At 42.6% G+C, this 13,281-nt stretch carries 9 protein-coding genes; 7 read left to right on the top strand and 2 right to left on the bottom strand.

Translation table 11 applies throughout. The features are described from left to right. Positions 1-3: 3 nt before the first annotated feature. The gene (locus tag SKC38_RS07195) at positions 4-2,622 is read left to right on the top strand and encodes a transglycosylase domain-containing protein (protein ID WP_377976424.1); all 2,619 of its coding nucleotides are present in this window, start codon (positions 4-6) and stop codon (positions 2,620-2,622) included. Position 2,623: 1 nt separating this feature from the next. Beyond that, positions 2,624-3,508: an oxygen-dependent coproporphyrinogen oxidase gene (hemF, locus tag SKC38_RS07190; protein ID WP_377976422.1), complete on the top strand. Its 885-nt coding sequence runs from the start codon at positions 2,624-2,626 to the stop codon at positions 3,506-3,508. Positions 3,509-3,543: 35 nt separating this feature from the next. Here hemF and SKC38_RS07185 read toward each other — a convergent pair whose 3' ends face one another. Then, on the bottom strand, positions 3,544-3,945 hold the full coding sequence (locus tag SKC38_RS07185; RefSeq protein ID WP_377976420.1) for a hypothetical protein: 402 nt from the start codon (positions 3,943-3,945) through the stop codon (positions 3,544-3,546). 39 nt (positions 3,946-3,984) lie between these two features. Further along, entirely contained in the window at positions 3,985-5,031 is a 1,047-nt protein-coding gene (locus SKC38_RS07180; protein WP_377976418.1) for an o-succinylbenzoate synthase, read from the bottom strand. Positions 5,032-5,082: 51 nt separating this feature from the next. Here SKC38_RS07180 and lpxK point away from each other — a divergent pair, with 51 nt between their 5' ends. From lpxK to SKC38_RS07155, 5 genes are read left to right on the top strand one after another with little or no spacing between them, the layout of a single operon-like run. Beyond that, positions 5,083-6,081 (top strand): tetraacyldisaccharide 4'-kinase, encoded by a 999-nt coding sequence (gene lpxK, locus SKC38_RS07175; RefSeq protein ID WP_377976416.1) that lies wholly within the window; start codon positions 5,083-5,085, stop codon positions 6,079-6,081. A gap of 30 nt (positions 6,082-6,111) precedes the next feature. Continuing rightward, positions 6,112-8,076: a putative porin gene (locus tag SKC38_RS07170; RefSeq protein ID WP_377976414.1), complete on the top strand. Its 1,965-nt coding sequence runs from the start codon at positions 6,112-6,114 to the stop codon at positions 8,074-8,076. Between the two features lie 40 nt (positions 8,077-8,116). Next, positions 8,117-8,623 carry a gluconate 2-dehydrogenase subunit 3 family protein gene (locus tag SKC38_RS07165; RefSeq protein ID WP_377976412.1) on the top strand — a complete coding sequence of 169 codons (507 nt, stop codon included), beginning with the start codon at positions 8,117-8,119 and terminating at the stop codon, positions 8,621-8,623. A gap of 3 nt (positions 8,624-8,626) precedes the next feature. After that, on the top strand, positions 8,627-10,336 hold the full coding sequence (locus tag SKC38_RS07160; RefSeq protein WP_377976410.1) for a GMC oxidoreductase: 1,710 nt from the start codon (positions 8,627-8,629) through the stop codon (positions 10,334-10,336). Between the two features lie 3 nt (positions 10,337-10,339). Beyond that, positions 10,340-13,255 carry a PD-(D/E)XK nuclease family protein gene (locus SKC38_RS07155; protein WP_377976408.1) on the top strand — a complete coding sequence of 972 codons (2,916 nt, stop codon included), beginning with the start codon at positions 10,340-10,342 and terminating at the stop codon, positions 13,253-13,255. The last annotated feature ends 26 nt before the right edge of the window (positions 13,256-13,281 follow it).

Below are 13,281 nucleotides of genomic sequence, written 5' to 3'. Positions count from 1 at the left end.
ACGATGTTCCAAAAGATTCAACAGTATTATTCGCTTATTAAATCCAAGCTTAATCAAGGGCTTTTTTTCCTTTGGAGCTTGTTATTAATGGGTGTTCAAAAGCTTTTGGGGCAGAAGCAATATGGCCGTTTAGAGGCTGTTTGCAATCAATCTATTGCTTATTACGATTCCCAACGCGCAAAACTACAAGCTTATTATGATGCGCGTGTCGATAAAAATTCTCCCTATTATAAACCGATTGTCCGCTTATGGCGTATTGCGGGTAAAACGGTTTTGTATGTCTTGGTCTATTTATTTGTGATTGAGACGAATATCTTTTGGTTGACCGGCCAAATGCCAAGTGTCGACGACCTTCAAAATCCAAAATTATCCCAAGCGTCCGAAATTTATTCAGCGGATGGAGTGCTGTTAGGCAAGTATTTCGCGGAGAATCGCACGCCGATTCGTGATTATAAATTGATTTCACCTTATTTAGTAAAGGCCTTGGTCGCAACGGAAGATTCTCGTTTTTACGAGCATACGGGGATTGACTTTCAGGCTTGGGCAGGTGTTGCTGTGGGCATTGTAAAAGGTGGAGATCGTGGGGGTGGGAGTACAATTTCCCAACAACTTGCTAAGAACTTATTCAAAACGCGTACGAAAAAAAGCTTTACGAAAACGGGGCTTTTGGGCTATATTCCGGGTTTGAATAAATTGATTTACAAGACCAAAGAATGGGTTACAGCAATCAAATTAGAGCGTTTTTATACGAAGGATGAGATTATTCTTTGGTATTTGAATACGGTGGATTATGGAAATAATGCCTATGGGATTAAAGTGGCGGCAAAGACCTATTTCAATACCTCACCGGATAGTCTGAATATTCAGGAGGCTGCTATTTTGGTAGGTTTACAGAAAGCAACGACGACTTACAATCCGAAGCGATATGATGGAAAGCCTTTGGCAGAAAATAAGGCTTGGAAGCGTCGGAATGTGGTTTTATCTCAAATGGTTAAAGCGGGATATTTGAAGCAAAATGAATATGATTCTTTAGCTCCATTACCTATCGTTTTACATGAGAACCAAGAATCACCGTACGATGGCACGGGAAATTATTTCAAAGTTGCCGTGGCGAAATTCATTCAGGATTGGGCGAAGGCGAATGACATGGAAATTGATTTGTATCGGGATGGTTTAAAAATCACGACGACAATCGATTCGCGTTTACAAATGCATGCCGAAGAGGCTGTGGAGCAGGGAATGCGTAGCACCCAAAAATCATTTGATAATCACTGGACGGGTCAAAATCCATGGGTGGATGAAACGGGAAAAGAGATTCCAGGTTTCATCGATTCGGTTGCAAAACGGACTGAATATTACAAGGCTTTGGTTCGTCGTTATCCGAATAATCCAGATTCGGTTTGGTATCAAATGAAGCATGTGAAGCGGAAAATGTGGGTTTATTCACGTAATACGCTCGGGGAAGAGGAACAAACTATGAGTGCGATTGATTCGATTAATTATTATAAGCGATTCCTTCAAGCAGGTATGATGACCATGGATCCATACACGGGCCACATTAAAGCCTGGGTGGGCGGTTTGGACTTTAAATACTTCAAATACGATCACGTTAAGCAAAGTAAACGACAAGCTGGATCTACCTTTAAGCCATTTGTTTATACGGCTGCGATAGATGGTCCGCGGGATTTGTCACCATGTTTTACGGTTGAAGATTCGCCTTATTCCTTGGAGATTGAGGAGAATGGGGAGAAAAAGATTTGGTCGCCACACAATGCAGATGGTACCTTTTCGTATAGTTTAATGCCATTGAAGCGGGCATTAGCCAAGTCGGTGAATACAGTCACCGCGCGTTTAACCAATGAATTTGTTGGCCCTGATACCGTTGCTTATTATGCTAAAAAGATGGGGATTAAAAGTCCTTTGAAACCTGTGGCATCCATTGGTTTAGGTTCGATCGACGTATCGCTGTATGAGATGATTGGGGCATATTCAGCTTTTGTGAATGAAGGGATTCATGTGGAGCCAATGATCATAACGGAGATTAAGGATCAAAATGGCAAGGTATTAGTCAACTTTGAGCCACAAGCTGAACGGGTAATCAAAAAGGAATCAGCCCAATTGATGCGCTATATGTTGGAAGGTGTCATTCACGAAGGTGGAACGGCAAGTTCCTTATTGTGGGGTGATGGCGCCGTCTTATTGCCAGAAGGTAATAATCGTTATGCGCATAATTTTGCAGGTAAAACGGGTACGACATCTAATCACTCAGATGGTTGGTTCATCGGAATGACCCAAAACCTCATTTCAGGCGTCTGGGTTGGTGGCGATGATCGCTCGATTCACTTCCGATCGGGTGCATTGGGTGAGGGGTCAAAAACAGCCATGCCAATTTACAAACGCTTTATGATCAAGGTGGTCAATGATCCTTTGTTGGCCATGTACAAACCAACGCCTTTTGATAAATTAGATAAACGCGTGGTGAAGAAAGATTTCGATTGTGGAGGAGGAACGAGCATTTTGCCGGATTCCTTGCAGGTATCGGATTCTGAGTTAGATTCATTGAATGCCTTGATGGGGGAACCTGAAACGCAATCGGATTCGAGTACCTCATCCCCTAATTAGTATGAATAAAGAGCAAATTGAAGCCTATTTCCGTGGTCTACAGGATCGGATTTGTGCGGGAATCGAAGCAGCGGATGGAACAGGTAAATTCCGTGAGGATCTTTGGTCGCGTCCTGAAGGGGGTGGCGGTAGAACCCGACTGATCGAAGGAGGTTCTATCTTAGAAAAAGCGGGTGTGAATTTCTCAGCTGTTTCGGGGCCATTACATCCTAAGATGGTCACGAGTTTGAATGTAACGGAGGAGGTTGAATTCTTCGCAACAGGCGTTTCGATCGTGATGCATCCGATCAATGCTTGGGTTCCGATCATCCACATGAATGTGCGTTATTTTGAATTGAGCAATGGTCAATCGTGGTTTGGTGGTGGCATTGATTTAACGCCTCATATCATTATTCCAGAACAGGCGAAATGGTTTCACCAACAAGTGAAGGCATCATGTGATGGTTTTGGTCCTGATGTTTATGCCAAATACAAGACATGGGCGGATGATTATTTCTTCAACACACACCGCAATGAAACGCGCGGTATTGGGGGAATTTTCTTTGATTATTTGAAAGAAGACAAAGCTAAAACCTTTGATTTTGTGAAGTCGGTAGGAGAATCTTTTGTTCCTATTTACAGCCATTTGATGAAGGAAAACGCATCCAAGGCGGTTTCTGAGCAGGAGCGTAATTTCCAATTATTGCGTCGGGGTCGTTATGTGGAATTCAATCTTGTTCACGATCGCGGGACGAAATTTGGATTGGAAACGAATGGTCGGACGGAATCGATCTTAATGAGCTTGCCACCTTTGGCGGCTTGGGAATATATGTATGATGCCTCGGGGTATCCGGAAGGCCAACAAACCTTAGATTTACTGAAAAAGGGAATTGATTGGTTGGCATAAAAAAAGGTGAGGATTTTGTTCCTCACCTTTTTTGTTTATTTCGATTCTTCCCAGACTATCTCGAGTCCTTTGGGAGTCATGAGGAGCACGCGAGTAGGTGACGGCAATAAAACCAAACGGGCTGCTGCCGCTGGGTCTTCGATCCACTCTACTTCGACACCTTCTTTTTTGCTGATTTCGACTTCTCCGTCCGCTGTTTCTACAAATTTCTTTGCTAAATAGGCCGTAGGCAATAATACATCTGATTCTGGGCAATGTTTCAAGTGAACTTTTTCAAGGATTTCCTCTAATTGGTCACCATATTTCTCATTGAAATCATCTTCTAAATCATGTAGCAATTCCTCTACGTCATCGTAATTTTCGTCGGAATAAGACAATTTACTCAATTTCAATCGTTGCTCTAAAATGGCAATCATCGCCTCGTCAATCGTATTCATGCGGATATGTTAATTTTTTGCTTAGCAAAGATAGGAGTTTTAGTCAAAAGGCGTGGCTCTTTGAAGCCCCGATTTTTGAAAAATATTACCTTGTTGGATATAAAGTCCACTTTCAAAATTATTCGAATACAATTGACCCGTTCCCAAACCTTGCGGTAATGGATTGTCGAACTCCGCTGTAAATTGCGCAATCGCTTGCAGGCCTATGTTTGATTCCAAGGCAGATGTAATCCACCAAGCGATTCCCTGTGCTTCAGCAGCTGCGATCCAAAGCCTTGTTGCGTGGAAACCGCCCAATAAACTAGGTTTTAGAATGATGTAAGGTGGTTTTATTGCGTTGAGTAATTCTTCCCGATTTTCCACACCGATCAACTCCTCATCCAAAGCAATGGGCAAGATGTTTTGGGCACATAAATCATGCATCGCTTCCCATTGGCCAGCGCGAATTGGTTGTTCGATCGAATGTAAGTCAAATTGAGCTAGACGTTCCAATTTTTCAGTAGCTTCTGGAACGGAAAAGGCGCCATTGGCATCTACACGAATGCTTAAATCAGTTGAGTTGTAGCGAGCACGTATTTCTCGAAGTATCTCGATTTCTTGGTCAAAATCGATGGCGCCAATTTTCAGTTTGAGGCAATTATAGCCTGCTGCTAATTTGGCATCAATTTGTTCGCGCATGAACGAAGGATTTCCCATCCAGATTAATCCATTGATAGGTATAGGTGCTTCCTGAGTAGAAAAGAAATTGTTGAAATATTGCCCAAGTCCACCTTGCATCCAATCCAAAATGGCCATTTCTATAGCCATCCGCAAGGAGGGGAATGAGAAGGGGATGTTTTCCAGATACGCTGGAATTTCCGCGATGGTTCGGGGTAATTCAGGTAATTGATTAATAATCTTTTGAAATGAAGCCGAGCAATCTTCTTCAAATTCCGGACTTAAGCCGCGCAGTGGACCTGCTTCTCCGATACCCGTACGTCCATCTTGTTCGATGCGAATAAAGTAACTCGTCTTCTGTGTTAGAACACCTCGTGATGTTCCTGCTTCGAAATGGAAATTGAGTGTATGGGATTTCAATTGAATCATGCCCGCAAGTTATTATTTTCTATTGATTTGTTTATTTAGTAGTTTTAAGGAATGATTAAACGCTTGCTTTTTTATTTATTATCGGAGTTATATGGCCTGATTACTTCCTGCCGGAATTGGTTGTATGATCACAAGTATTTCGAAAGCAAGCATGTAGATCAACCGAAAACTCTCGTTATCGGTAACCTCGCAGTAGGTGGCACAGGAAAGAGCCCATTTGTGGCTTATTTAGTTCAGCATTGGCCGTTTCAGGAACGTTTGGGTGTTTTAAGTCGGGGTTACGGCCGTAAAACCAAAGGCTTTCGTATAGTTGAATCTAGCTCCAAAGCATCTGAAGTGGGTGATGAACCTTTGGCTTATAAACAACTCATGCCGGAAATCACCGTAGCCGTTTGTGAAAAACGAGTTGTGGGGGTAGAAAAATTGCAACAGGATATAGATACCTTGTTTTTAGATGATGCTTTTCAACATCGCGCGATTCAAGGGGATGTGAATTTACTGTGCACGACTTACGATAAGCCTTTTTTTACGGATAAATTAATGCCTTTGGGGAGATTGCGTGAGTCGATTGCGGGCGTTCATCGCGCGCAGGCAATCATCGTAAATCGTTGTCCGGCCACTTTAGCTGAGGCGAAACAAACGGCTTTTGAATCCTTTGGTTTGCCTGTATTTTACACGCGTGTGAGCTATGGAAACCCAATAGGACCTAATTCTTTAGTGATCAAAAAATGGCACCTCGTGGCAGGAATTGCCGATCCGATGCCTTTTTTCAAACAGGCCAAAAGTTTAGGCGATATCGTTAATCAGGAGTCTTACGCTGATCATTATGCCTTTCAAACGGCCGATTTTCAGTATTGGGAATACATCGCGAAGCAATGCCAAGACGATACGGGCATCTTGACGACGCACAAGGATTTTATGCGTTTTCAAGAACATTTGGCGGATTATCCACATTTGGCAGCACACTTATATTACTTACCCATGCAAATGGAATTTGTGTCACATGAAGCGGAATTTTGGACTTGGTTAAAGCAAAGCCTTAAGCGCTAAACATTATTTAATTACCTTTGCGCTGTGAAAATGCGGTCGATTTACCCTCTTATTGTTTTTCTGTTGCTAGCCTTGCAGGGGTTTAGTCAAATTACCAATGGGCAAATGGGTGCTTATGATCCTGCCAATGCCGGTTTCCCGGATCCGAAAACACAGAAGCAAGGTGGCCAACAAACTTCTAATAAATCGGGCAGAGCTGCCTTGGATGATTCGACCAAACAAATCTATGGCCCGCAAACCGTGCATTATTTCTTGGAATCTGATGCTGTAAATAGTGAAGTGGTTCAACGCCGCATTGATACAACGTTGACGCTATTACATCGCTATTTATATCAAGAACGGGATGGCTTTTTATCCACGAATTTAGGAAATCAAGGAACAGCTTATCGGGATATTTTCACCAAGGCTCCTAAGGTTATTGGTACCCAAATGGGCTATAATGCCTATGTGCCTTATGCTTTTCAGGCAGATCAAATCCGTTATTATCAAACTAAATCGCCATTTTCTGAAGTTACCTACAATTTGGGAGCAGGAGGGCAGACCAATCTCAATTTTGCCTTTGCTCGAAACGTGGATTCCTTGTGGAATGTAGGGGTAGAAATCCAACGATTGGTTGCCGATAAGAATTTAACAGATGCCGCGTTTAAATCGGGGGATCAAAGTTTAACCGGCCAGTGGGGCGTTTTATTGCATACCAATTTTACTTCTCGGAATAAGCGGTATCGCTTATTGGGTCACATCAATTATTTTGACCAAGGAACAAATGACCAAGGGGGAATTAAGTTAACGACGGGTCAAACACCTGCCGCCGCATTGAAATACATTGATAACACAGCTTTATTGACAGAATCAAAAACGCAGTCCAACGACCAGTTTCTGAAATTGCACCTTTACCATGAGTTTGTTGGATTTAAAGGTTTGCAATTATTTCAACGTTTAGATGTGGAAACGCGGAAGGTGAAATACAGGGATTTGGCTTTTCAGACGAATTTAGCTTCTGGGTTTTATCCTCGAACTTATATCAATTACATTCAAGCGCCAGCGAGTGATTCGCTTTACAATGAAAATCAATGGCGCTCATATAGCCACCAAACGGGTATTAAGGGGATTTACCGCCAGTTTACCTACCGGGCCCATGTCAAACAGCGCTATTGGTCGGTCTATAATCCCTTAAACACGACGACCTTAGATAAATTAGAAAATTATGTGTGTTTGTGGTTACGCCAACAAGTAGGTAAAAACCTTGATTTTCAGGCAGAAGGGGAGTATTTAATTGGGTCAGATTATTTGATGAAGGCTTCGTTGAGTTCGCCATGGTTTTGGGCAAATTACCAACGAACTTCCGTGAGTCCTACATTGGTAAATCAATGGATGTATAATACATCGTATCGTTGGAAGAATGATTTTGCCAACATTGAGTTCGATCAATTGGCCGGGGGGATTGAGGTTAATACAAAGCATTTTTATTTGAAGCCATCGGTGACTATTCAGCGCATTGGTTCTTGGGTGTATTATGATAGTCTTGCGACGGCAACACAAGCTCGCGAAGCCATTGCCGTTTTTCGTACATCACTTGCTTTGGGGGGTAATTTTGGTCGCTTCGAATGGCAATCGAATGTACACGCAAATACGCAAACGGGGCCTAATGTCATGCGTATGCCGAATTTAGTCGCAAATGCGAATTTAGCCTTGAATGTTCAATACAAGAAATTGCTTTATATGCAGTTTGGGATTGATGTGATAGGGCAGTCGGCGTATTATGGAGATACGTACCAACCGGCCATACAACAATATCACCTACAAAATCGCTATGAATTACCGGCCTTTGTGCAGGTTGATCCTTATGTTTCTTTGCGAATTAATCGGGTTCGTTTGTTCTTCAAAATGGCGAATGCGACGCAAGGATTATTGACCGATAATTATTATTCGGCATATCTGTATCCTGCTATGAGCAGAGGCTTTGCTTATGGGGTAAAGTGGCTTTTATTTGATTAATTTTTGATAAGTTTGTAGGGTATTCAAAAACCTATCAAACATGAAAATGTCGAGTCGCCGTGCATGGTTAAAAGGGATGACATTAGCCGCCCTGGGAACCGTTGCCTATTATGATTTGTCGGCCAAATCCAAACCCATTTCACTTTCATTAAGTCTTGCAGAGGAAGATGTTCTCAATCGCTGGATTGGTGGCATTATCCCTGAATCTTCGGTTCCAGGAGCTGTCAGTTTAGGCGTTCCTACGTTCGTTAAAACGATGTTGAAAGATTGTTATGAGCCCAAAGCTCAGCAAACTTTTCGTGCAGTTTTGGGTCAAATTCCAAGTTTATACAAAGGAGATTGGTCGCAAGCGAGTGGTCCTGCATTGGAAGCGTTCTTGTTTGAATTAGAACAAGGAAAACATGGTGTCGATGCGCAAAAAGCAATGTCGACCTTGAAGGGTTTGACAATTCAAGGCTATGTGACGACTGAATATGTCATGATAAATCATTTAAATTATCAGATGGCGCCCGGATTTTGGAATCCTTGCGTGCCGGTTAACAAATAAGCGATGGAAATTTTAAAACATGCAGAGAAGCGTACCTATGGTGCGATTGTAATCGGTTCGGGAATAGCAGGTGGATGGGCTGCCAAAGAATTTTGTGACAAAGGAATTAAAACCTTGGTGCTGGAAAGAGGCCGCAAGGTGACACATAATGAGGATTATCCTACGACGTTGATGAGTCCATGGGAATTTGAACATCGGGGGCGATTAACCCAAGAAGAAATCGCTGCCAATCCCGTCGTGAGTAAATGCTATGCTTTCCGCGAAGATGCGAAGCATTTCATGGTTAAGGACGCGGAACATCCTTACGAACAAGATAAACCCTTCGATTGGATTCGGGGCTATCAAGTTGGTGGCAAGTCCTTGCTTTGGGCGCGCCAAACCCAACGCTGGTCCCAATTGGATTTTGATGGTCCTGCCCGTGATGGTTTCGCGACGCCATGGCCTATTAATTACAAGGACATTGATCCTTGGTATTCCTACGTCGAACATTTTGCTGGAATTTCAGGAAATAAAGATGGCTTGGATTCTTTGCCAGATGGCGATTTCTTGCCGGCCTATGAATTAACCTGTGTGGAAAAACATTTCCAAACGGAAATGAAAAAGCATTATAACGACCGACATGTGATTGTGGCGCGTTGTGCACATTTGTCGGAGCCACGTGAAATCCACTACCAACAAGGCCGTGGCCGTTGCATGAGTCGGAACTTATGTCAGCGTGGTTGCCCGTATGGAGGTTATTTCAGTTCAAATGCCTCTACTTTGCCTTGGGCAGCGAAAACGGGTAATATGACTTTGCGTCCAGATTCGATTGTGGAATCCATCATTTATGATGAGCAAAAGGCTCGGGCTATTGGTGTTCGAGTGATCGATGCACATACGAATGAAATGGTTGAATATTACGCTAAAGTCATTTTTGTAACAGCCGCAGCTTTGAATACGAATGCTATTTTATTGAATTCGAAATCCCATCGTTTCCCGAATGGTTTAGGGAATGATAGCGGAGTATTAGGGAAATACGTGGCCTTTCATAATTACCGGGCCTCGCTTTCTGCGGAATACGAAGGCTATTTAGATACGAAAACGGAAGGTTCTCGACCTACTTCGGGTTATGTGCCACGTTTCCGTAATTTGTATAAGCAGGAGACGAATTTTTTACGTGGTTATGCGGCGGGCATGAGCGCGGGAAGAGGAACACATGCCGACCAAAATTCGGTGGGTGAGAGTTTGAAACATTCGCTTTTGAATCCGAAATTGAATACTAATTGGTATGCAGGTTCTCACATGATGGGAGAAACCATTCCGAAGGAAAGCAATCAAGTTCGTTTGGACCCCGTGAAAAAAGATGCCCATGGATTGCCAATTATGCATATGGATGTTTCTTACGATGACAATGATGATAAAATGGTACAAGATTTTATCGATCAGTTTTCTGAGATGTATCACAAAGCAGGATTTAAGAATATTCGAACACGAGATACGAAACAAGCACCAGGATTAGATATCCATGAAATGGGTGGCGTTCGTATGGGGGCTGATCCGAAGAATTCGATGTTGAATAAGTGGAATCAATTACACGCGGTGAAAAACGTATTTGTTACTGATGGGGCTTGTATGACTTCAACATCAACGCAAAATCCGTCATTGACTTATATGGCTTTGACGGCGCGTGCGGTGGATTATGCCGTGAAAGAAATGAAAAAGGGGAATTTATAGGTAATGAAGACATTTTTAAGGAAGACGGCCGAGCATTTGTGGGCACAACATAGCATTGAAGAAATGCAGGAGATTGCGGTGGTAATGCCCTCACAGCGTGGTGTACTTTACCTTAAAAAAGAATTAGCCTATTTAAGTGATCGGCCGTTTTTAGCGCCCGACTTCATGACTATTGAGGAATTTGCCCTCAAAATGACGGATTCGACCCTCATTGATCCCATTGAATTATTGTTTGAAGCCTATCATTGCTTTAAAGAAGTAGATCCTTCGGTCGATTTCGACCGATTTATGGGCTGGGGGCAGATGATGTTGAAGGATTTTGATACACTGGACATGTATTTGGTCGAGCCTTATCAGATCTTTTCCTTTCTATCTGAAGTGAAGTCTTTGGAGCGTTGGGGCGCAGAATATGGTGAGGCGGATACTGGGAAATATATTACCCAACATACCAAGGCCTATTTCAAATTGTATGACCATTTATTAGAAGTTTATGGCCGTTTGCAAGCTCGACTAAAAGACCGAGGATTAGCTTATCGAGGCATGGCCTATCGGGATTTAGCAGCTCGATTAGCCGCAAATGGAACTACAGCGAAGCAATACAAAAAAATCTATTTTGTGGGCTTTAATGCCTTGTCCAAAGGGGAGGAGGAGATTATTCGTGCCCTTTTGAAACAAGATGTTGCTGAAACACTTTGGGATGCGGATGAATATTATGTGAAGAATTCATTTCACCGAGCGGGTAATTGGCTTCGTAATTATGTTGATGCGGGATCGAATAAGTATTTAGCAAAATCTAATTTCCAATGGATGGAGCAGCATTTTGCAAAAGATGCGAAAGAAGTCGAAGTTTTAGGCGTTGCTAATCCCAGTGCGCAGGTTTTTGTGGCGATGGAATTGATTCGACAATGGCAGTCAGAAAATGGTGCGGAGGAACAAGTGGCTTTGGTGTTAGGAGATGAAAGTCTTTTGGATCAGGTATTATTGTTTGTGGGGGAATTTAAGGATCGATTGAATATTACGATGGGTTATTCATTGAAGAAAACACCCGTATTTTCATTCATTACCTTATTGGGTGAAATTCATAAACGTTCAGATGCGTCGCGTATTCCTGTGAGTCAATTTCGCAATTTGATGCAACATGCTTTCATGCAATATTACATCGACGGGCGTTCGAAAAAGGCATCTAAAGACTTAAATCGTGCTTGGCAGGCCTTGGCTGGTCAACATGATTTATATGTTTCCATGGAGGCTATTCGTGCATTGGAATCGCTCCCAGCTTTAAAATCCTTGTTATCAGGAACGAGTTTCCCGGAAATTTTAAGTCTAACGTCCGAAGCCTTTGAACAAATATTAAAGGAAATGCCCAAACAAGATTGGGGTGCAGATGCGCAGGCTTTGGTGCAGGCTCGTCGGGTGATTGATAATTTATCTGATGTCATTCATTTAGTGGATGAGGTCTCGATCAAGATTGGTTTTAAGTTGTTGTTGAATTTAGTCCAACAGCAGAAATTGACCTTTGAGGTAGCCGAACAGAAGAATCGGACCTTACATGTGATGGGACTTTTGGAGACGCGGACTTTGGATTTTGATCGGGTGATTGTATTGTCTTTGAATGAGGGGAGTTTGCCAGGTACTCGGAAACGGGAAAGTCTGATTCCGATGGACATTGCGCAGATGAATACCTTTGATTTGCCTACGTTTACCCAAGCGGATGCGGTGACATCATACCACTTTCATCGATTATTACAAAGGCCAAAACAGATCGAATTGATCTATGTTCAACCCTCGGAAAAATCGAGCGTTAAGGAAATGAGTCGGTTTATCAAGCAATTGCGTTTGGATTGGGTGAAACAAAATCCTGCTTTAACGTGGACAGAGCCTTCCGTGAGTTTTGATTTAGCTGAAAATGCACCAACAAATGAAGTTCACCGTATTGAAAAATCGTATGAAGTCATTCAGCAATTGAAAGCCAAATTAGAAACACGCGGATTATCTCCGTCTGCCATGGCCCAATTTGCCAATTGTAGTTTGCAATACTATTATAGCTATGTGTTGGACTTGCGGAAAGAGAAGCAGTATGAGGATGAATTGGGAGCTGATGTGTTTGGTACGTGGGTGCATAAAGTTTTAGAGAATGTAGATAAAGCCATTTTAGCATCGCATGACGGCTGGGTAGACCAGGCGGATGTGGCAGCTCGGATTGAAAGTTTGGATGATTTGTTGAATCAAGCCATGGTAGAAATTCAAGATCGAGAGGGTGTTTTTGAGATGGAAAAAGGTTTCAATTTCGTATTGAAAGAAGTGGCCAAAACCATTTTAACGAGTTATTATCAGTCGGAATCCATTGGGAATACGGGGCGTGTCCAATTGCTTGACACCGAGATGGATCTAAATACCTTGGTTCCCGTGAGTTTTGAAGGAGCTGACTTTTCGGTGAAGTTGAAGGGGCGTGTCGACCGATTGGATCGGGTGGATGGCGTGTATCGCATCATTGATTACAAAACGGGAAAAGTTGAAACAAAGGATTTGACGGTTGGCGACCAGGGATTAGCCGCGGCATTGGTTTCGGAGGATTTGAAGGGCAAATTATTGCAGTTGTGGTTATATAAATTTTTGTTGGCTGATGCGGTTCGTGCGCAAACGAACCCTTTGTTTGCAGGATTAGATTGGAAAAATATATTGATTGAGCCAGGAATAATTTCTTTCCGCAACTTAGGTGCTGGCGTATTATCTGTGCCAAAATTGGGTTTATGGTTTGAAGAAGGTCAAAACATGGAAGGATTCATTTCGGATTCTATGAAATTGATTCAGGCTTGGGTGGACAAGATCTTGGATCGATCGAAGCCCTTTGAGAAAACATCTGATGTGGAATCATGCCAATTTTGCGACTTCAAGGTAATTTGCCATCGGGAGATTTAAGTGTTATTTTTGTGTTTTAAAAGACA

This window comes from Aquirufa echingensis (assembly GCF_042714525.1).
Classification (GTDB): domain Bacteria; phylum Bacteroidota; class Bacteroidia; order Cytophagales; family Spirosomataceae; genus Aquirufa; species Aquirufa echingensis.
The sequence above is the reverse complement of the archived record's forward strand: the minus strand, read 5'-3'. Positions and strand labels throughout refer to the sequence as shown.